This window comes from Treponema sp. UBA6852 (assembly GCA_002449305.1).
In the GTDB taxonomy this organism is placed as follows: Bacteria; Spirochaetota; Spirochaetia; order Treponematales; family Treponemataceae; genus Treponema_D.
This window is the reverse complement of the sequence record DKDI01000042.1, coordinates 19,023-43,506: the sequence shown is the minus strand read 5'-3', so window position 1 is coordinate 43,506 and position 24,484 is coordinate 19,023. Positions and strand designations below refer to the sequence as shown.

23 protein-coding genes are annotated in these 24,484 nt (G+C 39.4%); 10 read left to right on the top strand and 13 right to left on the bottom strand.

The window, feature by feature from the left end; all coding sequences use genetic code 11:
- The first annotated feature begins 125 nt into the window (after positions 1-125).
- The 8 genes from B3209_RS09505 (at position 126) to B3209_RS09470 (ending at position 7,524) form a co-directional block, all read left to right on the top strand.
- Positions 126-1,115: a uroporphyrinogen decarboxylase family protein gene (locus B3209_RS09505; protein WP_296662110.1), complete on the top strand. Its 990-nt coding sequence runs from the start codon at positions 126-128 to the stop codon at positions 1,113-1,115.
- A 71-nt stretch (positions 1,116-1,186) separates the two neighbouring features.
- Positions 1,187-2,011: a transporter substrate-binding domain-containing protein gene (locus B3209_RS09500; protein WP_296662111.1), complete on the top strand. Its 825-nt coding sequence runs from the start codon at positions 1,187-1,189 to the stop codon at positions 2,009-2,011.
- 30 nt (positions 2,012-2,041) lie between these two features.
- Positions 2,042-2,743: an amino acid ABC transporter permease gene (locus B3209_RS09495; RefSeq protein WP_296662112.1), complete on the top strand. Its 702-nt coding sequence runs from the start codon at positions 2,042-2,044 to the stop codon at positions 2,741-2,743.
- Positions 2,744-2,755: 12 nt separating this feature from the next.
- Positions 2,756-3,487: an amino acid ABC transporter permease gene (locus B3209_RS09490; RefSeq protein ID WP_296662113.1), complete on the top strand. Its 732-nt coding sequence runs from the start codon at positions 2,756-2,758 to the stop codon at positions 3,485-3,487.
- The gene (locus B3209_RS09485) at positions 3,481-4,233 is read left to right on the top strand and encodes an amino acid ABC transporter ATP-binding protein (protein ID WP_296662114.1); all 753 of its coding nucleotides are present in this window, start codon (positions 3,481-3,483) and stop codon (positions 4,231-4,233) included. Before B3209_RS09490 ends, B3209_RS09485 begins: the two co-directional genes overlap by 7 nt.
- 109 nt (positions 4,234-4,342) lie before the next feature.
- Positions 4,343-5,515 carry a trans-sulfuration enzyme family protein gene (locus B3209_RS09480; RefSeq protein ID WP_296662115.1) on the top strand — a complete coding sequence of 391 codons (1,173 nt, stop codon included), beginning with the start codon at positions 4,343-4,345 and terminating at the stop codon, positions 5,513-5,515.
- Between the two features lie 6 nt (positions 5,516-5,521).
- Complete coding sequence (locus B3209_RS09475) at positions 5,522-6,697, top strand: MalY/PatB family protein (protein ID WP_296662116.1); 1,176 nt, start codon at positions 5,522-5,524, stop codon at positions 6,695-6,697.
- Positions 6,698-6,738: 41 nt separating this feature from the next.
- Positions 6,739-7,524, top strand: a complete 786-nt coding sequence (locus B3209_RS09470) for an RlpA-like double-psi beta-barrel domain-containing protein (RefSeq protein WP_296690562.1) — start codon at positions 6,739-6,741, stop codon at positions 7,522-7,524.
- Positions 7,525-7,569: 45 nt separating this feature from the next.
- Here B3209_RS09470 and B3209_RS09465 read toward each other — a convergent pair whose 3' ends face one another.
- The 5 genes from B3209_RS09465 to B3209_RS09445 are packed head-to-tail and all read right to left on the bottom strand — an operon-like array spanning position 7,570 to position 11,714.
- On the bottom strand, positions 7,570-7,995 hold the full coding sequence (locus B3209_RS09465) for a DUF3021 family protein (RefSeq protein ID WP_296662118.1): 426 nt from the start codon (positions 7,993-7,995) through the stop codon (positions 7,570-7,572).
- 13 nt (positions 7,996-8,008) lie between these two features.
- Positions 8,009-8,446: a LytTR family DNA-binding domain-containing protein gene (locus B3209_RS09460; protein WP_296662119.1), complete on the bottom strand. Its 438-nt coding sequence runs from the start codon at positions 8,444-8,446 to the stop codon at positions 8,009-8,011.
- Between the two features lie 10 nt (positions 8,447-8,456).
- A complete protein-coding gene (locus tag B3209_RS09455) occupies positions 8,457-9,869 on the bottom strand; it encodes a glucodextranase DOMON-like domain-containing protein (protein WP_296662120.1) in 1,413 nt (470 codons plus the stop codon).
- A 28-nt stretch (positions 9,870-9,897) separates the two neighbouring features.
- Complete coding sequence (locus tag B3209_RS09450) at positions 9,898-11,061, bottom strand: 4Fe-4S binding protein (protein WP_296662121.1); 1,164 nt, start codon at positions 11,059-11,061, stop codon at positions 9,898-9,900.
- 20 nt (positions 11,062-11,081) lie between these two features.
- Complete coding sequence (locus B3209_RS09445; RefSeq protein ID WP_296662122.1) at positions 11,082-11,714, bottom strand: sulfite exporter TauE/SafE family protein; 633 nt, start codon at positions 11,712-11,714, stop codon at positions 11,082-11,084.
- 277 nt (positions 11,715-11,991) lie between these two features.
- On the opposite strand from B3209_RS09445, the gene B3209_RS09440 reads away from it, so the two are divergent.
- Together B3209_RS09440 and B3209_RS09435 are read left to right on the top strand one after the other, a co-directional pair.
- Positions 11,992-12,297, top strand: coding sequence for a type II toxin-antitoxin system Phd/YefM family antitoxin (locus B3209_RS09440; protein WP_295796421.1), 306 nt, complete (start codon positions 11,992-11,994; stop codon positions 12,295-12,297).
- 13 nt (positions 12,298-12,310) lie between these two features.
- Positions 12,311-12,742, top strand: coding sequence for a PIN domain-containing protein (locus B3209_RS09435; protein WP_296662123.1), 432 nt, complete (start codon positions 12,311-12,313; stop codon positions 12,740-12,742).
- 188 nt (positions 12,743-12,930) lie between these two features.
- On the opposite strand, the gene aspS is transcribed toward B3209_RS09435, so the two are convergent.
- From aspS to B3209_RS09395, 8 genes are all read right to left on the bottom strand, one after another.
- Positions 12,931-14,763: an aspartate--tRNA ligase gene (gene aspS / locus B3209_RS09430; protein WP_296690561.1), complete on the bottom strand. Its 1,833-nt coding sequence runs from the start codon at positions 14,761-14,763 to the stop codon at positions 12,931-12,933.
- 120 nt (positions 14,764-14,883) lie between these two features.
- Positions 14,884-16,209 carry an HD-GYP domain-containing protein gene (locus B3209_RS09425; protein WP_296662061.1) on the bottom strand — a complete coding sequence of 442 codons (1,326 nt, stop codon included), beginning with the start codon at positions 16,207-16,209 and terminating at the stop codon, positions 14,884-14,886.
- A 63-nt stretch (positions 16,210-16,272) separates the two neighbouring features.
- Positions 16,273-18,432, bottom strand: a complete 2,160-nt coding sequence (locus B3209_RS09420) for a glycoside hydrolase family 9 protein (RefSeq protein ID WP_296662062.1) — start codon at positions 18,430-18,432, stop codon at positions 16,273-16,275.
- Between the two features lie 193 nt (positions 18,433-18,625).
- Entirely contained in the window at positions 18,626-20,110 is a 1,485-nt protein-coding gene (malQ, locus tag B3209_RS09415; RefSeq protein ID WP_296662063.1) for a 4-alpha-glucanotransferase, read from the bottom strand.
- Between the two features lie 23 nt (positions 20,111-20,133).
- Positions 20,134-21,171, bottom strand: a complete 1,038-nt coding sequence (locus B3209_RS09410) for a LacI family DNA-binding transcriptional regulator (protein ID WP_296662064.1) — start codon at positions 21,169-21,171, stop codon at positions 20,134-20,136.
- Between the two features lie 97 nt (positions 21,172-21,268).
- Entirely contained in the window at positions 21,269-22,114 is an 846-nt protein-coding gene (locus tag B3209_RS09405; protein ID WP_296662065.1) for a carbohydrate ABC transporter permease, read from the bottom strand.
- Positions 22,111-22,959 (bottom strand): carbohydrate ABC transporter permease, encoded by an 849-nt coding sequence (locus B3209_RS09400; RefSeq protein WP_296662066.1) that lies wholly within the window; start codon positions 22,957-22,959, stop codon positions 22,111-22,113. The genes B3209_RS09405 and B3209_RS09400 overlap by 4 nt, the downstream gene beginning before the upstream one ends.
- 140 nt (positions 22,960-23,099) lie before the next feature.
- Positions 23,100-24,431 carry an ABC transporter substrate-binding protein gene (locus B3209_RS09395; RefSeq protein WP_296662067.1) on the bottom strand — a complete coding sequence of 444 codons (1,332 nt, stop codon included), beginning with the start codon at positions 24,429-24,431 and terminating at the stop codon, positions 23,100-23,102.
- Positions 24,432-24,484: the final 53 nt, after the last annotated feature.

The following is a 24,484-nucleotide window of genomic DNA, read 5'->3' as shown; positions in this document are numbered from 1 at the left end:
TTCTTCTATAGCTCAATATAAAAAAACAGTATAAATAAACCTATTGAACCAATAGGAAATAATCTGTATTGTTTCTTCATCGCGCGGAAAAATTCACTCTTACTTACAGAGGATTGGAGGAAAATATGCCAAACAAAAAGCAACTTGTGCTTGACGCACTGAACAATAAACCAACAGAGCGTGTTCCTGTGGGATTTTGGTTTCATTATACAAAAAACGAAATGCTTCCTGTTTCAGAAAATCCAGAGATGAGAAAGGAAAACTTGGACGGGCACAAAAAATTCGTTCAGGAATTCAAGCCGGACTTTGTAAAACTTATGAGCGACGGATATTTTTTTGAACCAAAGACAGCAAAGTTTTTGAGCAATGTAAAATCCGCAAAAGAACTTTATGAATTAAACTCAGTTTCCAAAGACGACAGCTGGATAACAGAGCAAGTTTCGCTTGTAAAGGAGCTTACTTCTTCGTTCGGAAATGAAGTTCTTACTTTTTACAACATTTTTGCTCCGGCAACAGCATTTAAATGGAGCGTTGAAGGCGCAGACAAAAAACTTGCGCAGTTCATAAAAGAAGACAAATACGCAGTTCTTTATGCGCTGAGCGTAATTGCAAAAAACACACAGGCAGTTGCAGAAGCCGTAATAAGCGAAGGCAAGGCGGACGGAATTTACCTTAGCGTGCAGACAATTCAAGACGCTTTTGTAGGACCTGATTTGTATGCGGAAATAATTTCTCCGTCGGAACTTTCTGTGCTGAATGCCGCAATTGGCGCAGGCGGAATAAATATTTTGCACGTTTGCGGCTACGAGGGAGCAAGAAACAATCTTTCGCTGTTCAAAAATTATCCTGCAAACGCTGTAAACTTTGCTTCTGTTGTTGAAGGAGTTTCGCTTGCAGAAGCAAAAAAAATTTTCGGCGGAAAAACAATAATCGGCGGATTCGCAAACACAACAGACGGAATTCTTTTTAGCGGAACAAAAGAAAAAATTCAAGCTGAAACAAAACAGATTTTAAAAGATTCTGGACGCACTGGAATAATTCTTGGAGCGGACTGCACAATTCCGCGCAACACAGATTTGCAGCATCTTGAGTGGATTCGAGAAGCCGCAGAGTAAAAAATATACAATTCAAATTGTCATTGCTGGAACAAGTGCGGCAATGACAGAAAAAATAAACGAGGTGAATTATGAAAAAAACAATTTTAGCTTTTATTGCATTGGCAGCGATTATTCCGCTTTCTGCAAAACCCAAAAAATCGGGCGGAAAAATTCAGAAAATCCGCGTGGCTCACACAAACTATTATGTTCCTTATGATTTTGTAAACGACAAAGGTGAATCTGACGGATTTGAAGTTGCTGTTCTAAAAGAAGTTGACAAGCTTCTTCCGCAGTACGAATTTGAATATTTTCCGACTTCCGACGATGACCTTTTGATTGGAGTTCTTCAGGGAAAATATGATGTTGGAACAAAAGGCGTTTGGATTACAGAAGAGCGAAAGAAAAAATATATTTTTCCGCAGACTCCAATTGGAGCCAGCATCATTGGAATTGTAATCAGAAAAGACACAGCGGATAAAATAACAGACATGAAATCGTTTGCAAAGTTTTCAGGAAAACTTGTTCCAATCGGACCTTCGAATGCGCAGTACAACATTATCGATGAATACAACAAGCAAAATCCAAATGCAAAGGTAAAACTTGTGGCAGGCGATCAGTTCGAAGCGGCAGACGGATATGTTTGGGTTGTTGAAGGCAGATACGATGCCCGGGTAGACATAAAGCTTTCGTTCCAGAACAACATTGAAAAAGAAGGCGCGCCTTACGCAAAATACAAAGACAAGCTTTCTTATGTTCCATACAAGGCGATTCCAACCTGGCCGCTTTTCAATAGAAAAAATCAGGCTCTTGCAAACGCTTATGACGAAGCAATAAAAACGCTCAAGGAAAACGGCACGCTCGAAAAACTTTCACAGAAGTATTTTGGCGAGGACATTTTTTCCTCTGTAGAATAAAAACGTTAACTTTGGGAGCACCGTAAAACCATGGACAGACCATTTTATCCTGAAAAAATTCTTGAGCTTATTCCAGTTCTTTTGCCTTATCTTTTGGTAACTTTTAGGATTATCGCAGGAACAATTTTGACTGGGCTTTTTATAGGATTTTTTCTTGCAAAAGGAATGCTTTCTTCACGCAATGCACCAAGGAAAATTTCTTCCTTTATAATAAACGCATTCAGATGCACGCCTTCTATTGTAATGCTGTTTGTAGTTTTTTATGGGCTTCCAAATTTGTTTTGGGCAATATTCAAAGTTGACATAAACAGCTGGGCAAAATCATTTTTTGTTATTCTTGCGCTGGGACTTTTGTTTTCAGCAAGCGCGGCGGAAATAATGAGAGCAAGCTATCTAAGCGTCCCAAAAGGCCAAAGAGAAGCTGCATTAACTTCCGGGCTTACAGAGTTCCAAAGCTTTTGGCGGATAATTTTTCCGCAGGCATTTGCAGTGTCGCTTCCGAATCTTGGAAACAGTTTGATTGCTCTTTTAAAGGAAGGCTCGCTTGCATATACAATCGGACTTGTGGACGTAATGGGAAAAGGAAATCTCTTTATAAGCATGAATTTTGGAGCTTATGCTGTGGAAACTTATACAGCTCTTGCGCTCATTTACTGGACGCTCACAATTTCTATTGAGCAGATTTTCGGCAAGCTGGAAAAATATTTTTCACGCGGAAGAAAAACTTTTTAACTGGGAGAACTTATGTTTGACGTGGAATTTTTCTTTAGAACATTCTGGCTTTCTTTTAAAGCTCTTCCTGTTACTTTAAAAATAACCGCCGTGGCTTTTGCAGGTGGAATTGCGATTGGATTTTTGATTGCGCTTTGCAGAATACACAAATTAAAAGTTCTTTCGCAACTTTGCGCATTTTTTGTTTCATTTATAAGAGGAACTCCGATTGTTCTTCAGATTCTTGTTGTGTATTCAATAATTCCGTCGCTTTTAAATTCAGTTTTTAAAAATGCCGGAAGCTCAATAGATGTGTTCAAAATAAATCCGATTGTCTACGCTTACATTGTATTTTCATTGAACAACACGGCGATTCTTTCTGAAGTATTCCGTTCAGCCCTGCTCACTGTAAGCAAAGGCCAGTTTGAAGCCGGAATTACTTGCGGACTTACAAGCTATCAAACCTACAGAAGAATTATAATTCCACAGGCACTGGAAAGCGCGCTCCCAAATATCTGCAATGCCACCGTAAATCTTATAAAAAATACTTCGCTTGCATTTATGATGACTGTAAAAGACATTACAGCAGTTGCAAGAATTGAAGCTTCTTACGGCTACAACTATATTGAGTCCTATCTTGATATTTTTGTAATTTACATAATTGTGTGTTCTATAGTTCAGCAAATTTTCAGGCTGGCAGAAAAGAAAGTTTCAGTTTATAGAACAGGAAGACCCACGTTAAAATTGGAAGGTGAAAAATGCTGAAAGTAAAAAATGTGCACAAGTCTTTTGGTGAAAATGAAATATTAAAAGGCGTTGACTTGACAGTTGAAAAAGGAGACGTTGTTGTAATTCTTGGACCTTCCGGCTCTGGAAAAACAACATTCCTGCGCTGCCTTGATTTTCTTGAAACTGCGGACGAAGGCGAAATGGAATTTGATGAAATACATACAAGCCTTTCTCATCCGCATAAAAAAACTGTTCTTCAAGTGAGGAGGAAAACCGGTTTTGTTTTTCAAAACTACAATCTTTTTACTAACAAAACTGCGCTTGAAAATGTAATGGAAGGTCTTGTTACCGCAAGAAAAATTCCAAAGGAAGATGCAAAAAAAACTGCGGAAGAAGCTCTTTTAAAAGTCGGACTTTTGGAACGCAAGGATTTTTATCCGTCGCAGCTTTCTGGAGGGCAGCAGCAGCGTGTTGGAATTGCGCGTGCTATTGCGGCGAATCCTGATGTTGTGCTTTTTGACGAGCCTACATCCGCGCTTGACCCGGAGCTTGTTGGAGAAGTTCTTGGCGTTATAAAAAAACTTGCAAAGGAAGGAACTACAATGATTGTTGTTACGCACGAAATGAGTTTTGCAGAAGACGTGGCGACTCAAGTAGTTTTTATGGACGGCGGAGTTGTTGTAGAAAAAGGCACAAGCGCACAGATTTTTCAGCATCCAAAAGAAGAGCGCACAAAGAAATTTCTTCAGCGTGTGTTAAAGCCAATTGAATATATAATTTAAATGTCATTCCCCCCCAGGAGAATCGGGAAATCCATTCAAGATTGTCGTATCAACTATGACAATGACATTAGATTCGAAATTTAGACAATAAAAAAATTAGGCGGAAAAAATGGCGTTATCAATAGAAACAAAATGCATTCACTTGGAAGACGAGGACAACTGTAAAAATCACTACGGCGCGGTAAGCTTCCCGATTTATCAGACAGCAACTTACGCGCATCCGGGAGCCGGAAAAAGCACAGGCTTTGATTATTCGCGGTTGCAAAATCCAACTCGTGAGCAGCTTGAAAAAATTGTTGCTTCACTTGAAAACGGAATCGATGCGTTTGCGCTTTCAAGCGGAATGGCTGCAATAAGTCTTTTGATGGAACTTTTTTCTCCAGGCGACAATCTGATTGTGGATTCCGATCTTTACGGCGGAAGCATAAGGCTGTTCGACAACGTTTCAGCAAAAAACGGAATAAAATTTATCCGCACAGAATTCAGCAAAGTTTCTGACGAAAATGGAATTGAAAATTTAATCACAAAAAGTACAAAGGCGCTTTACGTGGAAACTCCCACAAATCCGATGATGAACGTTTCTGATATTTCGCTTCTTTCTAAAATTGCAAAAAAGCACGGACTTCTTTTGATTGTGGACAATACATTTCTTTCGCCGTATTTTCAAAATCCGCTTAACCTTGGCGCAGACATCGTAGTTCACAGCGGAACAAAATATCTTGGCGGGCATAACGATACGCTCGCAGGATTTATTGTTACAAATAAAACTGAAATTCAGGAAAAACTTAGATTTCTTATAAAAACAACAGGAGCTGGACTTGCGCCATTTGACTGCTGGCTCATTTTGCGTGGAATAAAAACATTGGCTGTAAGAATGGAACGCGCGCAGGAAAACGCATTTAAAATTGCAAACTGGCTAAAAGAAAATCCGCTTGTTAACCGCGTAATTTATCCTGGTTTTTCAGAGCATCCGGGACACAAAATAATGAAAAGGCAGGCAAGAGGATTCGGCGCAATGATTACATTCCAAGTAAAGTCGCAAAAACTCGCGCTTTCGATTCTGGAAAAAGTTTCGCTTATCCGTTATGCTGAAAGTCTTGGTGGCGTTGAAACTTTAATAACTTACCCTACAACCCAGACGCACGCTGATGTCCCTGAAGAACTTAGAATAAAAAACGGAATCACAAACGCAACATTGAGGCTTTCTGTTGGAATTGAAAACTGCGATGATCTTATAAAAGAATTTGAGCGGGTATTTTCACAGGCGCAAAAAGAGGAATAGAATTTTATGGAACGGAATCTTGACTTTGACACAATCGTAGACAGAAAAAATACAGACTGCTTAAAATACGATTTTGCAGTTCGGCGCGGACTTCCAGAAGATGTGCTTCCGCTTTGGGTTGCCGACATGGACTTTAAAACTTCAAGCTATGTAACCGATGAACTTAAAAAAGTCTGCGAGCATGGAATTTTTGGATATACAGAAACTCAAGGTGAATACTTTAACGCAGTTTCTAGCTGGATGAAAAATCAGCACAACTGGAAAGTTCAGGAAAAGTGGCTTATAAAAACTCCGGGCGTTGTGTTCGCACTTGCAATGACGGTAAAAGCCTTTACACAAAAAAATGATTCCGTTATTTTGCAACTGCCGGTTTACTATCCGTTTATGGAAGTAATCCGCGACAACGAAAGAAAAGTTGTAAGCAGCGATCTTGTTTTAGGCGACGACAATCGCTACCACATTGACTTTGCTGACTTTGAAAATAAAATTATTCAGAACAACGTAAAGCTGTTTTTTTTGTGTAGTCCGCATAATCCTGTGGGAAGAGTCTGGAACAAGGAAGAACTTTTGCACCTTGGGAAAATTTGTCTGCGTCACAAAGTCATTGTTGTAAGCGACGAAATTCATAACGACTTTATTTTTGAAGGGCAGCACAACGTGTTTGCTTCGTTAAATGAAGAGCTTGCAAATATAACTGTAACTTGTACTTCGCCAAGCAAAACCTTCAATCTTGCAGGAACGCTTATTTCAAATATTTTTATTTCAAATCCTGGGCTTAGAAAAAAATTTAAAAGACAAGTTGACGCTGCAGGAATAAGCCAGCTGAGCGTGTTCGGAATAAAAGCTTGCCAAGCAGCGTATCAAAACGGAATTGAATGGTTCACTTCTGTAAAAAAGTACATAAAGGCAAATATTGATTTTATTGAAGAGTTCACGCAGAAAAATCTTTCCAGCGTAAAAATGATTCACCACGAAGGAACTTATCTTGCTTGGCTTGACTTCCGTGGAACTGGACTTAATGCGCAGGAACTTGAAGACGTGATTATCAACAAAGCAAAACTTTGGCTTGACAGCGGAAAAATTTTCGGAACATCGGGAAACGGATTCCAGAGGATAAATGCCGCCTGCCCTCGAAAAACTCTTGAAGAAGCAATGCAAAGAATTCAAAAGGCACTTCAATAAATTTTGTTGAAAAAGTTAAACAGTGCTTTTATAATCTTTGCATGAAACATTTTAAATTATTTTCTTTATTCAAAGCCATTGTTTGCATTGCCGCCTTATGGGGGGGGCTTTGTAGCTGCTCAGGTTTAGACGGAATTTTTTCAGATGACAAAGATGACAATAGCTCAAAAGAATCTTCATTTACAGGAAAATATACAGAACCAACAACAGGAACTGTCACTTTTTATGAAGGGTACGATGCGGCTTCTGTGGCATATTATGTTCCGCAGATTGAAAACGGATTTTATAAATGCGCAGTTTCTGAACCAAAACTTGCAGAGCTTCCGCCGGGAACTGCCCTTGAAATAACTTACAATGGAACAACAATTCATGCTCTTATAACTGACCTCTGCCCTTCTTCATTAAACAGCAACTGGACAAGCAAAAGTTCATATTTCTTTGACCTTGCAAAAGACGCATTCACAAAACTTGCGGATGAAAGCCTAGGGGTCATTGACGTTACATTCAAAACAACTCCATACCCAACAAAGTCAAATATTTTCTTTCAGGCAAAAGACGGAATCAATGAAAATTGGCTTGCCGGAAGATTTTACAATATGCGCTATCCGCTGCAAAAAGTTGAAATCAGCATTAACGGTTCTGCGTACAAACAGATGACACGACTCTCTTCGCAAAACAACTGGTACAAAGTTGACGGGCAAAACTTAATTTCTGGGAAAAAGAAATTCCGCCTAACAGACGTTTACGGACAAGTCATAGAAACAAACGAAATTTCTTATGTTGCGGCAATGGGAACATACAACTGCGGAAAAAATTTCGGGTATTAGGCTAGCATTGAAAATGGAAAAAAATATAAACATCTGTAAATAAAGTTATTCCTTTTGACGGTTAGCAATCTGCAGGTTCATTTTTTTTGCTTCCTGCAGACTTCTTAAATATTCAACAAGAAATACAATAGAAAAAACTGCAACAACTGCCAATTCCATTCCCACAAGCATTTTAATATTTCCGAATATGAACCAATCAAGTTTATAACCAACAACTAGAACTAAAATGTTTATAATCAAAAAATATAAAATCCGCAAGGCAATAAGTTTTCCTTTTGAAAACTCATCTTCCTTTAAAAACGGAATGTATAAAACAGAAGAAATAAAGGCAATCAAAAAAACTCCAAAGATGTATGACAAATGCAGCTCAACATCTGCGCCACAGCAAGCATAGCAGTATATTCCAGAGCAAAGAAAAATTCCTGTTGAAATAACACAAAACATATTTACAATTCTTGCAACTGAATTCATTTTTAACCTCCGCTTACATTCCAAGTTTTTCTTTTAGCAATGGAACATACATTCTTGAAATTATAACTTTGTAGCCGTTTTTCAAGACAGCTTCAAATCTTCCGCCGAACGCAGGAACAAGCTTTGCAATTTTATTTATGTTCAGGACAACAGCTTTGTTCACTCTAATAAAATCCTTGGAAAGAAGCTCTTCTTCCAGCTGATAAAGCTTGCTCTTTGACTCGTATACATTTTCTTTTGTGTACGCAAAAACATTGTTGTCCACGGATTCAAAATAAAAAATTTCCTTTGGTTCAATAACGACAATCTGCGAATCTTTAAAAATCGCAAGTTTGTCTTTTCCGCTTTTAAAAGAATTCAAAAGCCGGATTATTTCAGGACTCAAGTTTGAGCACTTTACAATTATTTCGTCCTCACTTCCTGAATCATTGTCTAAAATCGTAATTTTCATTTTCTGTATTCTACTGCTTTTGAAAAATTTTTTCTGCATACCAGGCATTTCGCTTGGCGTCTGTTTCACGTCCTGCCTTCCTGAAATTTTCCGCGGCGCAAACATAGTAATATGCAAGCGTTGTTTTCTTTTCATCTGAATCTTTGTCAAAATCCGCGCAAGATTTATAAAGCTCTGCAATGCGCTCAAAGTCAGCTCCAGCCACTGCGGATTTTTTAAATACACTTTCTGGAACTGAAGAAGCGACATTGGCACGGTTTAAAAGAACTTCCATTTCGTCATCACTTCCGGCGCAAAGAGAAACAGCTTTGTCCAGATAAACGAAAGACTGCTTTACAAGTTTCATTGCCGCAAACACATTTGAATTTCCACCGCGGATTGCAAGGCACGAACCATAGTACGCATTTGCAAGCGCAGAATTTTCGTTTTCATCCACAAGTTCTGAAAAAAGTTTTTCAGCTTTTTTATATTCCCCATGCTCAAAAAGACAAATTGCATATTCAAGTTTTTCAGAAAATGAAACAGGCTCATCTTTTGTTTCATCAAGCGGAATTATTTTTTGCTCCTGAAATTCCTTGTAGCGTTTCTTGACTGCATTTTCAAATGTTGTGTCTTGCAAAGAAGATTCATCTTTCATTTTTACTTCAACTGGAAAAAGTGTTCTGGAAGAAAGCTGCTGGCTCTGCGGAATTTTCAAAGAATATCCGTCTAGCAAATCATAAATTTTTTCATCAGAATCTGAAGGCAAAAACCCGCCTTTGTCCCACTCAGAAAATCCTCCAGCAACAACATAGTGCCAAGTAATTTTTGAAGTATAAAATTTCTGAAGTTCTTTTTGTGCAAGCGGAATTCTTACAAAAACTTCTTTGCCGTTACTTATAAAATAGTTTTCAGTTTCGCAGATAAAGTCGCGCCTTGAATTATAGACAGTTCCATTTTCCTTGTTTACCCATACTGCAAAATTCCATGGATGAAAAATATCAAACTTTACATTTTCTGCATCTGCAAACAAAGGTTCTGTTGAACCGCCGCTCATATTTTCTGCGCCAATGTAAACCATAATGTTTCGCACATCTGGAATTCCGCACTTAAACTCAAGGTCAAGCTGCCAGTATTCCGGATGCTGCTGCCAAACAGCTTCATAAACAGGCTTGTGCACAGTGTAGCGAATCAAGTCCAGCGAGCCTTTTTCAAACTGCTCATAATGCGGATAATTTAATTTTCCGCTTCCGTTGTCATCACAAACTTCATCAAAAAAATCCGCAACAATTTTTCCGCCGTTAAGCCAAGGAGAATTTTTCAGCTTCAGCGATTTTACCATAAAATTTTGAACAGAATCTTCATTTATAAAAAACAATGAAATGCCGGCGAAACACATAAAAGCACACAAAAAAGTCATAAAGTAATAAACAAGTTTTTTCATTTAAATCTCCAATTTAATAAGCTGATGTTTAATGCGCAAAAAATTTCAAAATTATTTCGATTGAATTAATTGTAAAAGTTTGGGACATAATCGCACCGAACGTAAAGGCCGCAAACCTGAACAAATTTTCAGGCTCAAAGAATTTTTGAATTCCTTTTGCAAATTTTGTTTTTGGCTCAGGGGAACAGCAGGCTTTATTAAATCTAAATTGATAAGAAATTGCTTTTTCAGGACAAACTGCAATGCATTCTCCGCATTTTGCACAAGTAATTTCCGGCGAAGCTTTTTTCTGCTGAATTGTTGCAACATCGATTGCTCCAAACGGACAGACCTGCGCACATTTCATGCAGCCTTTGCATTTTGCACTGTCAATGCGCATTTTAAACGGACTTAATTTGTCGGTCAAAGAAGCAAATGCGCCAAACGGACAAAGCAAACTGCACTGTGTTCTGCGCTTAGTCAAAATCGGAAGCACAACAACAAGTCCCAAAAAAAGTCCTATAAAAATAATGCCAGCAATAAGTCCAGGAATTGTCGTCATAGGAAAAAATTCCGTTACAATTTTATATGGGCAGAACCAGTCGCAATAAAGAGCCGACATAGTTCCAAAGCAGGCAAGAGCTAAAAAGAACAAAAAGCCAAACTGAAACTCTCGGATTTCCTTGTTATGCGCCAAAAGATTAATCCGCCTTTTTTTTGCGACGTGAGAAAAACCTTCATCCCAGCCGCCGTAAAAACAAACCCAGGCACACCAGCCGCGTCCAAGAACAAGCGTAAACACAAGCCAGATTGCAAGCATACTCGCAATTGAAGCAAAATGCCCTGAAACTCTTGCCGGAAAAATTACAGTTTGCGTTGCAAGATAAGACAAAAGTCCCTGCGGAATTACAATGTGGCAAAACGGAAGCTCGCAGGTTGCAAGAGCCTCGTTGGTAATTGCCATGCTTCCCCTTTCTGCAAAAAGATTCGCAATAAATCCAATGCAAAAAAACACCGCGTAAGTTGTCAAAAAAATTCTGCGGTATACAGTTCCGCTTCCTTTCTTTTTATTTTCTGCGAATGTCATTCCTCCGTAAAGAAACATAAGAAACAAACCGTAAAAAATAGATACTGCGGAAAATCCATTGTTGGCAATGACAAAAAATAAAATTACAATCGACATCAAGCCGCAAAGAATAACTGGAACAATCATTTTACCCTCTGTAAAAAAAACTAAAAAAACAGTTTTATCAAGCCTTCAAAAATAAGGAAATAAAATCCGATTAAAAGTTGCGCAATCCGTGAAATTCTTTTCATCACAGGAAATATTTTCTGAACAAACGGAATTCCAAGAAGCGGAAGAAAAAACGGAAGTGTCCCAGTATAAAAGAAAACAAGATAAAAAATTCCTTTCATGCCGGTCAAAAAGACAGAACGGGCAATGGCAGTCCACAAAGGAGCGCAAATATGAAGCCCTACTGCAAGCCCCGCAAAAACCGCAGTTACATAATCGTTTCCCAGTTTTTTTAAGCCAGCACATTTGCAGCCATCTTTTTTCCAGGGAAACTTTGCGCCGAATGAATTTAAAAGCAACGCGGTCCCACAAAAAATGTAAGCGCATACAGAAAGACGCCTTGCAAAATACGGATCAAAAAATTCACTTGCAAGAAGACCTGCCACACTTAAAGCAACTCCAAGAACAAAATACATCGCAAGCCTTGAAGCCAAAAATAATCCAATCAATCCCGTATTCCGCCTGCAAGAAATTTTTTCTGTCCCGAATAAAAACGGAATCAGCACAGGACCGCAGTACATTACGCAGTAAGTTCCTGTTGAAAGCCCCAAAAGCACAGCCTCTAAAATCATTTTCAACCTCCAGCTTTTTGCAGAACTTTACAGGCTAACAAAAAAATAAAAAAGATGATTTTAAGCGACTTGCAAAAACAAGAATGTAAGCTGCAAAATTTGAAAGGTGAAAATGAAAAATAAAAGTGGAATATAATTCAAAACAAATTATTGAAAAATTATAAAACTACAATCAATCAAGATTTTAGCCACAAATTTGACATTTTAGCTAAATAATATTATTCTATTAAAGGTCTTGAAAAAATCAATTTTTGCTTTAGTTTTTACCGGAGGTTTTATGATTTCAATATCAGTTGGTATCGCAAAAAACAAATTACCATATTACCTTCACCTTGTTGAAGAAAAAGGCGAAAGCATCCAAGTTACAAGGCACGGAAAAACTGTAGCCGTTATCAACAATCAAGAAACTTCCAATGCCTTAGACAAGAAACAACTGTTTATGACTTCATTAAAAAACTGGCGAAAAAAATTCTATTCTGAAAAACTTTCTGAACCTCAAATTACAAATGAAGAAATTGATTCAATCTTTGCAAGAAAAAAAGATACAGATCCGTTCATAAGACATCCAGAAGATTTTGAATAACTTTGAGGCAAGCATGAAACCGATATATCTGTTGGACACGAATATAATTTCAGAACCTTCAAAACCCATGCCGAACAAAAATGTTGTAAATAAAATTTTAGCAAACATTGAACATTCGTGCATTTCTTCAGTTGTCTGGGCAGAAATATTGTCTGGCATAAAATCACTTCCAGAAGGCAAAAGAAAGGATTATCTTTTTGATTATGCCATAAATCAAATCCGGAAATTTTTTGCTATTCTTCCTTTTGATGATTTTGCCGCCAGCGTTTATTCAGATATGTTTTCCAGACTAAAACAAAAAGGAAAACTGCCAACAAAAATGGATTTACTGATTGCTTCAACTGCCATATCCAACAACCTGATTTTAGTAACAAGGAACACAAGAGATTTTAAAGACATAAAGCAAGTTTCAAATCTGATAATTGAAAACTGGTTTGAAGAATAAAAAAATCCGCCCATGCCTCACAAAAGCATGAAGCATAAACAGATTAAAAAAAACTGACATTGAAATTTTCATCGCCAACAAAGACCAATGCCACCTATTTCTTTTTCGACACACTGAATATGTAGCTCTTAGCGCAATCCGCTTTGCGTCTTGCTTACCGAGTTTTCCCTGCGGAAAACTCGCGCATATTATTTCTCAACCTCAGTACATTTTAGATGCAAGTCGTCCAATTGGCTTTGGTCAACTGCGCTTGGACACTCGTCCATAGGAGAAGCCGCCAGATTGTTCTTCGGGAAGGCGATTACCTCGTGGATGCTTTCCTCGTGGCACATGAGCATTATAAGGCGGTCAAGTCCCGGTGCGATTCCTCCGTGCGGCGGCGCGCCGAACTTGAATGCCTGCACCAAGAAGCCGAACGCTTTTTCCGCGCGCTCGCGGCTGTAGCCTACGATTTCAAAAATGCGCTCCTGCAATGCCGGGTCGTTGATACGCATTGAGCCTGAAGCAAGCTCGTAGCCGTTCAGGACAAGGTCGTAAAGGTCGCCTTTTACAGCTCCCGGGTCGCTTTCCAAAGTGTCCCAGTATTTTTTCTGCGGAAGAGTAAACATATGGTGCTCTGTTTCCCACTTGTTTTCTTCCTCGTTCCAAGCAAAGTATGGGAAGTCTATAATCCAGGCAAAGTGGAATTCGTCTTTCGGGTTGTAAAGGTTCAAGTCTTTTCCGAGCTGCTTGCGCACTGCTCCGAGCGCAACGCACGCTGTCTGCCATTTTTCATCGCTTACAAACAGAAGAAGGTCGTTCTTTTCTGCTCCGAGTTTTGAGCAGATTTCCGCTTCTTTTCCGGCAAAGAACTTAGAGATTCCGCCTTCAAATTTTCCTTCTACGTCAACCTTCATCCAGGCAAGACCTTTCGCGTGGTTGATTTTTGCGACCGCTTCCAAAGCTTCAATGTGCTTTCTTGAATATTTGTCCGCCGCGTTCTTTACAACAAGAACTTTGAGTCCGCTTCTCTTGTGGCGCTCAATGTTCTTGTCTGCGTTTGCGGCTCCTGCCTTGAATGCGTTAAAGTCGCTCAAATCTGCCATAAATGCCGCGTCCTGCATCTTCATGTCAAAACGCAAGTCCGGCTTGTCGCTTCCGTAAAGGTCAAAAGCGTCGTCCCAGCTGATTCTGTCAAAATGAACTGGAAGTTCGTAGTTCAAGGTTTTCTGGAAAATATGGCGCATAAGCTCTTCGGTTGTCTCAAGAACTTCCTCGCGGTTTGTGAATGACATTTCCATATCAATCTGGGTGAATTCCGGCTGGCGGTCTCCGCGGGCATCCTCGTCGCGGTAGCAGCGCGCAATCTGGAAATACTTGTCAAAGCCCGAAACCATCAGAAGCTGCTTGTAAAGCTGTGGCGACTGCGGCAAGGAATAGAATTTTCCCGGGTGAACACGGCTCGGAACAAGGTAGTCGCGCGCGCCTTCCGGAGTTGATTTAATAAAAGTAGGGGTTTCGATTTCCAAAAAACCCTTTGAAGTCAAAAATTCGCGTGTGGCAAAAGTTACCGCTGAGCGCAGAATAATGTTGTGCTGCATAGGCTCGCGGCGAAGGTCAAGGTAGCGGTATTTTAGGCGCAAATCCTCGTTCGGAAGAACAACTGTTCCGTCCTTCTGGCGAACTTCCTCAATAGAAAAAGGTAGTTCCTGCGATGTTGTGAAGATTTCGATGTCGCTCGCCTCAACTTCAATCTCGCCGGTCGCCATGTCCTTGTTCACGTCTTTTTCCGCGCGGGCCGCAACAATTCCTTCCACAGCGATACAATATTCTGACTTTAATGAAGCGGCAATTTTTTTAACCTCGTCCGAAGCATTGTCGCCGACCATCACCTGTGTGATTCCATAGCGGTCGCGAAGACGGATAAAAACAAGTCCGCCCAAGTCGCGCGTGCGGCTGACCCAGCCGTTCAATACAACTTTCTTGCCAACGTCAGCCTTTGTAAGCTCGCCGCAAGTTACAGTTCGTTTAGAATTTTCCATAAGATATTCCTTTTTGCCACGGAATGAATCCGTATTGATTTTTTTATAAAAAGTTTGCAGAAAAATATTTTAATGTTTCACACTTTTTTTTACAACAACCTTGAAGTTGTACAAATGGATTCAGACTTTGAACGCGCCTTTTTCTGCAAGACTTAGGAAAGCTTTTACAACTTCAGGATCAAACTGCTTGCCGCTGTTCATTTTAAAATCCTCGATAATTTTTTCCAGTGGAAAAGCTTTTCTATAACAACGGTCTTGGCTCATGCAGTCAAAAACATCAGCAACAGAAATAATGCGCACAATTTCAGGAATTTCATTTCCTTTGAGACCTTTCGGATAACCAGTGCCGTCAATCCGCTCATGGTGATAAAGGGCGGCAAGGCAAGCATCTGGAATCAATGTAAGTTCTTTTAGCAGGTTATAGCCAGTTGTTGTGTGGCTCTGCATAAGCTTGTATTCAGCATCGGTAAGTTTTTCAGGCTTTCTTATAATTTCGTCAGGAATAGCAATTTTTCCGCAGTCATGGAAAAGTCCGCAGTAATAGGCATTAAGGCACTCATCGCTAGACTTGCCCATTTCCTTTGCAAGCAAATACGAATATTTTGCAACGCGCTCTGAATGTCCGCCTGTATAAATGTCCTTGGCATCGATAAATTTTGTAAAAGCCTTTATTACCTGCTCAAGCGTAAGCCTATCGTGCTCGCGGTCTCTTTCCTTCGCAAGATTTATAGCATGAAGCCTGATTCTGGAAATTACAAGGCAAAGCCACATTATGTAAAAAAGCATAAAGGCATAGAAAAACGGACGGTAAAACAAATCATTTTCAAACTTGTAGTTTACTTTCCAAGATTTAAATTTCATCAAGTTGTCTGTGTCTTCTGTGTAGAAAACAAAGCCCATGGAAATGCTGTTCACGTCCTGCACTCTGCCAGGAATATATTTTTCTATGCTAGGATAAAAAACAATTTTACTTCCAGGATCAAGCGGAATAAGAATATTATTTAAGTTTTTTATTATACGAACTGAAAAGTCGGATTCCTCTGCTTTTTTTAAATCTATCAAAGGCTGCGACGGTTTTTTTTCTGCACGGCTTTTGTAAATTTCAACAAAACCATTCCAAGCATTGTTCAAATAACAAGGCTGCGTTATGTTTACTTCCACATTCCATTCTTTTATCGCGCGCTTGTTAAGATTTTTTACAACTCCAGTGTAGATTCTGCCAGTAAGAGTTCCTTTTCCCGGATGAGCAGAAGCAATGTAAGGAACATAAGTTGTCCAAGCATCGCCTTTTAACTGGCGTTTCCCTATTGAAAACTGAATATCCGGAGAAATATCATTTTCGGTAATATATTCTTTTGCTGTGGCAAATACAAAAAATCCAACTGTTGCAGCCACAAACGAAACTGCGAGAAGAACTATATAAAATTTTTTTAAGAACTTTTTCATAGCAGAATCTTTTCCGTGGAAAACTGCCGCGCATTGAACACAGCAGATATTTTTTGAATTCTTTTAGTCCATACAACCTGAAATCAAATATACAAACGGAGAATTCCAGTAAATTGTAACTTCGTTGCAAGAATAGCTTTGCACGCTGTCTATGTAGCAGGCGGCATAAGGAGCGTCAGAAAGATTTGCACGCGCAAAAGGGTCTTCAAGCTTTGAGTCAGGACCGCCCACAAGCATCCCCGGCATAGGCTTTTTGGCAACTTGCGAAGGCCTGTGATGCGGAAGAATCGGCGAAAGCGTTCCAAAACCAGTCACAAAACAGTATGAGGTTGTGTTTTTTCCAAGCAAATAGTCAATCTGGCATTTTGCTGCTTCCTTGTATTTTTTATTTGGTGAAATTTTGTCCGCAAGCAAGAAAAGCATTCCGTTGTTTGCAACACCCATGTTGCTTCCCCAGACATATTCATACATCGAAAGCGAAACATCATAAGAGTCCATAGCAACATTCTTGAGTTTTTCATTTGCCTTTGAAAGAAACGCTTTTTGCGCTTTTTGATAAAATGAATCCTTTGGAGCGTCGCTTGAAAGATATTCGTAAAGTCCATAAAGGCCAACCTGCTGCCAGCCAAGATCCTGTCCAATTTCAACTGGATTATAAGCCTTTAAAAGCTCAAGATATTTTTCGTCCCCAAAAGTTTTGTAGAGTTCTGCAAGCGCCCAGAATCTTTCGTCTGCATCCTGCGAATCATTGTAAGCTCCAGTTGTAAACAAAATCGGATTTGTAAAGCCTTTTCCATCAAAAGGAGTTTTTTCAAGATATTCCCAAGCTTTTTTTGCAGCTGAAGAATATTTTGCGCTTTCTTCATAATCTTTAAAAATTCTTGAAGCCATTGCCATTGCAGCAGCAAAATCGGCAGTAGCGGCAGTTGAAACAGGACACAAAACGAGCCTGTCTTTTTCGTCCTGAGGCATAACTTCTCCGGGAAATTCCCTGCAAGAAACTTTGTGGAACACAGCTCCGGTTTCTGGAATTTGCATCTTAAGCATCCAGTCAAGCTCGTACTTTATTTCATCAAGAATGTTTTCAGAAGCAAATGCATTTTTATTATGGTCGTAGGCAAGCATCAAGTCGCAGGCAGCTTTTGCAGCAGGAACAACATAGCGTCCGTAGTCGCCGGCATCGTGCCAACCGCCGTTTACATCGTAGGAAGTTTCAACATTGCCGTATACAACTGCGCACGTTGTGTGGCATTCCGGATGTCCAAAATCCGCATCCTGAACTTTTGTTCCGCATCTTTGCAGATAAAAAAATCTTACCGCGCTTTTTAAAATTCCATCATAAATATTAGTTGCAATTTTGAACTCAAATGACTCGCCGTATTTTCCAGCTTTAATTTTGTAAGTTCCTTCTGCGGAAAGCTTTGAAAAATCCGCAATCGCGGTTTGCTCACCAGAAGCTCCGTTGAACTTTGCATTTTTCAGTTTGCCGGAAAAAACAACATTTTCAGTTTTTGTATCTACAACTTCAAAAGCTCCAGAAATTTTCGCGCTCTTCTTTGAGCGGACTACAGCAATTTTTTTTGCGGAAGGCAAATATCCAAGCTGGTTCAAGTTTACATTTGAAGTCGTTGTTGAAGTAACAATTTCTGTAATTCCAGAAGCGTCAACAAGCTCAAGGTTAAAGTTGTCAAAGAAAATTGAATGTCCCTTCATGTCTTCCGGGCAGCCTTTTCCCATGCCAACGTTCAAAACAAGCCGCGGAGAAAAATCTGTAGGCTCGCGCATTGTAAATGTAGCTTCAATATGCTTGGTTTCTTTTCCCACGGAATCCCAGCCGCCAACATAAGCGTGGTAATCTCTTCCGTTCACCTGAAGCCGCCATTCAAAAGTTCTTTCTATAGAAGAATGCACATCAAAAGAATATTTGTAAACGCCGCCTTTGTACAAAAAAAATCCATCGAAATACGGCTGAATTGCATATTCATAAGGTCCGGGATTTTTTATGCGGATTTCCATTTCTCCGTTTTCGGTTACAAGCTGATCCGCGCTTCCATTTGAAAGAAACATATCCCAAAATTTTTTTCCTTTGCTGAAATCTCCGTTTTTTATAAGATTTGAAGTTTTTTCAGGCTCTTCTGTTTCTTCATTTTTTACAGATTTTCCAAAAGCAAACGAAACAAACAAAGCCGATGCCACCAAAAGAGAAAAAATCAGTTTTTTCATAAAAACTCCTATGAAATATAAGCTGATTTGACACTCGAAATAGATTATAATCCGCTTTTTGCAAATTAGAAAGGTCTGAAATATAAATTTAATAAAATTTATATAAATGCTTAATAAAATTTTGACATTATGTGTAAAAAAATCCCCATGCAAAATTTAAGTTCTGCACAGGGAATATCTACATTTTACCAAGCTAAGCTCTTCCGTATAGATGTGTAAAATGCGCAAGGAAATTCTTGGCATCTTCTGAAAACTGCTCTTTTGTTGCGCGCCATTTCCAGTTGTTTCCAACTGTTGACGGAATATTCATGCGGGCTTCTTTGCCAAGTCCAATCAAATCCTGCATAGTAAGAATGCAAGTATTTGCAACGCTCGACATTGCCGCAATCATCATTTCTTTTACAACTTCACGGTTTTCTTTTACACGAAGATACTCCTTGGCATTTTCCACGTCTTTTTTAGAAGCTGTTTCTGTCCAGCCAAGAATTGTGTCGTTGTCGTGAGTTCCTGTGTAAACAACGCAGTTCTGTGTGTAGCGGTAAGGAATATAGTCGCTTGTTTCGCGCGAATCAAATGCAAACTGAAGAACTTTCATTCCAGGGAACCCTGAATCCTTTAAAAGCTGCTTTACGCTGTCTGTAAGAAATCCGAGGTCTTCAGCAATAACAGGCATTTCGCCAAATTGCTTTTTAAGCGAATTGAACAAATCCATTCCAGGTCCCTGACGCCAAACGCCAACTTTTGCATTTGTAGAGCCATAAGGAATACAATAGAAAGAATCGAATCCGCGGAAATGGTCAATTCTGATAACATCATAAATCGCCATGCTTTTTTCAAGACGCTTTTTCCACCAGGCATAATCAGTCTGCTTCATGTATTCCCAGTTGTATACAGGATTTCCCCAAAGCTGACCATCCGCAGAAAATCCATCTGGAGGACAGCCTGCAACTTCAACCGGTTTGTAGTTTTCGTCAAGCATAAACTGGCTTGGATTTGACCAGACATCGGAACTGTCCGCCGCAACATAAATCGGAATGTCGCCTATAATCTTTATTCCTTTTTCATTCGCATATTTTTTAAGGGCATACCACTGCTTAAAAAAGAAATACTGAAGCATTTTATAATATTGCATACGTTCTGCGGATTTCTTTTTCCAAGAATCAAGAGCATCTGGCTTTCTGCATCGAATGTCTTCTTCCCAAAAATCAAATGCAATTCCGCCGTGAGCATCTTTTATCGCCATAAAAAGGGAATAGTCTTCAAGCCAAAACGCATTTTCAGCGCAGAAAGAATCAAAGTCAGATGGAATATTTTTATTGAAATTTTTCTGAATTATTGAAAAAACTTTATGCCGCTCAATGTAAAGCGTTCCGTAGTCCACATAGCGCTCATTGCCGCCCCAGTTTACATTTTCATAGTCGGATTTCTGCAAAAATCCCTGTTCCGCCAAAAAATCAAAATCAATAAAATAAGGATTTCCGGCAAAAGTAGAAAAGCTTTGGTAAGGTGAATCTCCATAGCTTGTAGGGCAAACCGGAAGAATCTGCCAGTACTTTTGGTCTGCGCTTTTTAAGTAATCAACAAAGTCATAGGCATTTTTGCCCATTGTTCCAATTCCTGTTTTTCCAGGCAAAGATGAAATGTGCATCAGCACACCGCAAGCACGTTTGTTCAACATATATTTCCTCGTAAATATTGAAGTTATTTATTTACAATTGATTTCACTGTTTCGCCTTCGACAAATTCAAAAGGAATAATCTTATGAACTGCCGGAGCTTTCTTTTCAACGCAGTCTATAAAAGTTTTAAGACCTTGTATAGCCAGATCTTCGTTCGACTGCTTTATAGTTGTAATTCTAGGACAATAAAAATCCGCAATGGAAAGTCCGTCAAATCCAATTATAGAAATATCTTCGGGAATTGAATAGCCAAGCTGCTTAAGTTTTCTGCACGCGCCAATCGCCATAACATCGGACATACAAAAAACCGCAGTTAAGTCAGGAAACTTTTTTATAAGCTCTTCCGCCGCAGAAGCTCCGCCTTCAAAACTGTAGCGTGTTGTAACGTAAGATTTTTCAAAGTCAAAATCAAGTCCGGCAAGTTCAAGGCCTTCAATAAATCCGTCGTAGCGGTTTTTAGAAGTTTCAGAACTTTCAAAGTCGCCGCCAATTACTCCGATTTTTGTGTGTCCGTGCTTTACAAAATACCGGGCAACATAAAGCGAAGCCTGAAATTCGTCTGTGCTTACACTTGAAAGATTTTCAAACCCTTCTCTTTTTGGCTTGGTCGTAATAAGAATGCAAGGAACTTTTATTTTTTTAAAGTCCTCGCTGAACCGTTCTGGGTTTCCGCCTAAAAAGACAAAGCCAAGCGGTTTTTTTTCATAGTAAATGTTCAAGGCGCACTGGGCTTCGTTGCTGTATTCACCGACAATCTTATTGTCATATTCATCAAGAATAACAACGCTTGCATTATATGGAAGTTTTTCAATCCGCTTTTGCATAAGCTCAAGGATATTGTAAAAAAGCATATTGTTTGTTCCTTTTACAATAATCACAATTGTCTTGCTTCCGCGGGATTTAAGCTCCTTTGCATTTTTGTTAAGAACAAAATCATGCTTGTTTACAACTTCCAGAACTTTTTTGCGCATTTCATCGCTTACATAAGCCTGATTATTTAAAACGCGCGAAACAGTTCCAACGGCGCAGCCACATTCTCTAGCAATATCCTTGATTGTCATATAAAACCTTCCTGCATTTTTTAAATAAACTGTTTTACCTTAAAACAAACAATACGGCAAAAGAGCGGAAAATCCGCCCTTAAGATTGAATGTGTCCTTAGCCTTTTACCGCCCCGGAAATTACGCCTTTTATAATGTATTTCTGCGAAGCAATGTAGAAAATTACAATCGGAATAATCGCAAGAACAAGCATCGCCATGAATCCGCCGTAGTCAGTTGCGCCGTAAGCTCCCTGCATTGCAATTTGAATGGCAACAGGAACAGTTTTGTGGTCAGTTCCTAAAATAAGATAAGGAAGCAAATAGTCGTTCCAAACCCACATCGAATTCAAAATTGAAACCGTAATAATAGTAGGCTTTAGAATCGGGAAAACAACAAGGAAGAATGTCTGAAGAGGATTACAGCCGTCAATTTCAGCAGCTTCCTCAATTTCAAGCGGAACAGCCTTTACAAATCCTGTAAACATAAACACAGAAAGTCCGGCTCCAAATCCAAGGTAAACGAAGACAATTCCAAAAACGTTGTCAAAGCTGATTCTGTTTACAACGAAAGTCATTGTGTACATAACCATCTGGAACGGAACAATCATGCTGAATGCAAACAGGAAATAAATTGCCTTTGTGAATTTATTTTTTACACGGACAATGAACCAGGAAGCCATCGACGTGCAGACAATAATCACAAGGACAGAAGCAATTGAAACCCACACAGAACGGACAAACGAAATAAAGAATCCCGAAGACGAAAGCCCGTTCAGGTAATTTTCAAAACCAACAAAAGTCTCTGAGTTCGGCATTGCAAACGGCGAACTTGAAATATAAAGGCGAGACTTAAAGGAGTTGAGCAAAACAAGCAAAATCGGAATTAAAAATATAGCCGAAAGCAAGCAAAGAAAAACAAAAGCTATTGTATTGCTGCAGGTCTTCTGCTTTGAAAGTGTCATTGTTCAACCTCCTTCTGGTTTGTAAGTTTAAGCTGAATAAATGCAATAGCCGCAACGATGATAAAGAAAACAACAGCCTTAGCCTGTCCTACTCCGTGCCAGTGCATATTGCGTCCGTAGAAAGCGTTATATATATTCAAAGCGAGCATCTCCGTTGTTTTTTCTGGAGCGCCAGCTGTCAATGCCAAGTTCTGGTCAAACATTTTGAAAGTGTTTGTAAGCGTAAGGAATGTACAAATTGTAATTGAAGGCATTACCATAGGAATTTTTATCTTAAAAAGAACAGTCATTGGAGAAGCTCCGTCAATCTGGGCGGCCTCAATCAAATCATTCGGAATATTCTGAAGTCCGGCAATATAAATTACCATCATGTATCCGATAAGCTGCCAGTTTGTAAGAATTACAAGTCCCCAAAAACCAAACTGTGTCTTAAAAGTTATGTCCATTCCAAAATTCGAAAGAACACCGTTTATAAGAAGATTCCAAATATATCCCAAAACGATTCCGCCAATTAAGTTCGGCATAAAGAAAATCGAGCGGAAAATCGCAACTCCCTTAAGTTCCCTTGTAAGAAGAACCGCAAGACTGAATGCAAAAACATTTACAGTTACAATTGAAACAACAGTGAATAATGAAGTAAATCCCAAGGCGTGAATAAATTCATTGTCTGCGGTAAAAGCCTTGACATAGTTCGCAAAGCCAACCCAAGTAGCATCTGTAACAGTAGGAAAGTCCGTGAAAGAAAGTCCGATTCCCATTAAAAAAGGAATCACGAAAAACATTGCAAATGCCAGCAAAGTTGGCAAAAGAAATATAGGGAAATACCCCGCCAATGGTTTTTTCATTTTTCACCTCTGAAGAATTGAAAGGCATTCCTGCGGCAAAACCAATTGCATGATAAGCTCCACCGCAGGAACAAATATATTTTTAACTAATGAAGGACTGTGAAAGACACGCGGAATCTTTTTCAGAGTCCGCGAAAATTCTACATATTAGATTCTTTTTCCCATGTAGAAACAACATCAGCTGCAACATCGTCCCAGCTCTTTGAGCCCTGTGCATATCTAAGCAAAGAAGCTCCGAAGTTGTCTTTGAATGTCTGTGAAGGGAACAATGTGAAGTTCCATGCAACAGATGTAATTCCAGGCTTGCTCATCCATTTGCTGATTTCAACTGCAAGTGGGTCTGTTGGGCGTTCGCTGTCAGAGAATGTGTCAAACGGAGCAATGAATCCGAGTTTGTTTGTTACATAGTCCTTTCCAAAGTCGCTTGAATAGAGCCAGTAAACGAAATCTGCTGTAGCTTTCTGCTCTTCTGCTGAAGCTTTTGCGTTGATACAATAGAAGTTTTCTGTTCCAATGCACAAGCCCTGTGATTCTTCGCCTTCAACACCTGTGTAGATTGGAAGATATTTTACATTTTCTGGAAGAACTTTGTTTCCTGAAACACCGGCAACCTGTCCCCAAGCCCAGTTTCCGTTCTGAACCATTGCGCATTTTTCAAGAGCAAATTCAGACATAGAATCTGTAACTGTTTTTGTTCCAACAGCCTTGCGGTCAACAGTAGAATCGTTCAAGTAAAGGTCAAGAATGTTCTGGAATTCTTTTCCGTACTGGAACTTGATTTTCTTTGTTGCATCAGAAGCAAGATCAATGTTGTTGTTCTTGAATTCATAGTAAACTGGAAGGTTTGCAAGGTGAGTCTGCCATCTCCAGTCTTCGCCGGCTTTCAATGATGTAGAAGCAAAAACACCGTCAATTCCAAGAACTTTTGCGTTCTTCTGCATATCGTCAGCAACAGCCTTGAGTTTTGCAAAGTTGTTTACTTCTTCCATGCTTGAATATGGAACTGCCTTGTTTGAAAGAGCAAAGTATTTGTCTGTGATAGCCTTGTTGTAAATGATTCCGTAGCCTTCTACAACATAAGGAACACCGTAAACACCTTTTCCAGAAGTTACAGCCAAAGATTTGTCTGAAAGATGCTTGTAGATTTCTGTGTTTGAAAGATCTGCGCAATATGATTTCCAGTTTGCGTATCCGCGTGGTCCGTTAATCTGGAAAAGAGTTGGAGCTTCTTTTGTTGACATTTTTGACATAAGAGTTTGTTCATAGGAATTGTTGGCCGCTGTCTCAACAACAACTTTTACACCAGTTTCTTTCTCATACTCGTCTGCAAGTTCCTGGTAAACACCTGCAACTTCCGGCTTAAAGTTCAAGTAGCGAACTGTAAGCTGTTTTTTTCCACCGCATGAAGCAAGCATAAAAGCAGAAGATGCCGCCATAGCAACAGCTGCTGCAACTTTAATAAATTTTTTCATTTTTTCCTCCTAAAAAAATCCAAAACAATGAAATACATAGCATGGAACGTGGA

Bases quoted from the DNA above. Each gene is read 5' to 3' on its own strand.
- B3209_RS09505 (WP_296662110.1), top strand. From the start codon at position 126: ATGCCAAACAAAAAGCAACTTGTGCTTGACGCACTGAACAATAAACCA.
- B3209_RS09500 (WP_296662111.1), top strand. From the start codon at position 1,187: ATGAAAAAAACAATTTTAGCTTTTATTGCATTGGCAGCGATTATTCCG.
- B3209_RS09495 (WP_296662112.1), top strand. From the start codon at position 2,042: ATGGACAGACCATTTTATCCTGAAAAAATTCTTGAGCTTATTCCAGTT.
- B3209_RS09490 (WP_296662113.1), top strand. From the start codon at position 2,756: ATGTTTGACGTGGAATTTTTCTTTAGAACATTCTGGCTTTCTTTTAAA.
- B3209_RS09485 (WP_296662114.1), top strand. From the start codon at position 3,481: ATGCTGAAAGTAAAAAATGTGCACAAGTCTTTTGGTGAAAATGAAATA.
- B3209_RS09480 (WP_296662115.1), top strand. From the start codon at position 4,343: ATGGCGTTATCAATAGAAACAAAATGCATTCACTTGGAAGACGAGGAC.
- B3209_RS09475 (WP_296662116.1), top strand. From the start codon at position 5,522: ATGGAACGGAATCTTGACTTTGACACAATCGTAGACAGAAAAAATACA.
- B3209_RS09470 (WP_296690562.1), top strand. From the start codon at position 6,739: ATGAAACATTTTAAATTATTTTCTTTATTCAAAGCCATTGTTTGCATT.
- B3209_RS09465 (WP_296662118.1), bottom strand. From the start codon at position 7,995: ATGAATTCAGTTGCAAGAATTGTAAATATGTTTTGTGTTATTTCAACA.
- B3209_RS09460 (WP_296662119.1), bottom strand. From the start codon at position 8,446: ATGAAAATTACGATTTTAGACAATGATTCAGGAAGTGAGGACGAAATA.
- B3209_RS09455 (WP_296662120.1), bottom strand. From the start codon at position 9,869: ATGAAAAAACTTGTTTATTACTTTATGACTTTTTTGTGTGCTTTTATG.
- B3209_RS09450 (WP_296662121.1), bottom strand. From the start codon at position 11,061: ATGATTGTTCCAGTTATTCTTTGCGGCTTGATGTCGATTGTAATTTTA.
- B3209_RS09445 (WP_296662122.1), bottom strand. From the start codon at position 11,714: ATGATTTTAGAGGCTGTGCTTTTGGGGCTTTCAACAGGAACTTACTGC.
- B3209_RS09440 (WP_295796421.1), top strand. From the start codon at position 11,992: ATGATTTCAATATCAGTTGGTATCGCAAAAAACAAATTACCATATTAC.
- B3209_RS09435 (WP_296662123.1), top strand. From the start codon at position 12,311: ATGAAACCGATATATCTGTTGGACACGAATATAATTTCAGAACCTTCA.
- aspS (WP_296690561.1), bottom strand. From the start codon at position 14,763: ATGGAAAATTCTAAACGAACTGTAACTTGCGGCGAGCTTACAAAGGCT.
- B3209_RS09425 (WP_296662061.1), bottom strand. From the start codon at position 16,209: ATGAAAAAGTTCTTAAAAAAATTTTATATAGTTCTTCTCGCAGTTTCG.
- B3209_RS09420 (WP_296662062.1), bottom strand. From the start codon at position 18,432: ATGAAAAAACTGATTTTTTCTCTTTTGGTGGCATCGGCTTTGTTTGTT.
- malQ (WP_296662063.1), bottom strand. From the start codon at position 20,110: ATGTTGAACAAACGTGCTTGCGGTGTGCTGATGCACATTTCATCTTTG.
- B3209_RS09410 (WP_296662064.1), bottom strand. From the start codon at position 21,171: ATGACAATCAAGGATATTGCTAGAGAATGTGGCTGCGCCGTTGGAACT.
- B3209_RS09405 (WP_296662065.1), bottom strand. From the start codon at position 22,114: ATGACACTTTCAAAGCAGAAGACCTGCAGCAATACAATAGCTTTTGTT.
- B3209_RS09400 (WP_296662066.1), bottom strand. From the start codon at position 22,959: ATGAAAAAACCATTGGCGGGGTATTTCCCTATATTTCTTTTGCCAACT.
- B3209_RS09395 (WP_296662067.1), bottom strand. From the start codon at position 24,431: ATGAAAAAATTTATTAAAGTTGCAGCAGCTGTTGCTATGGCGGCATCT.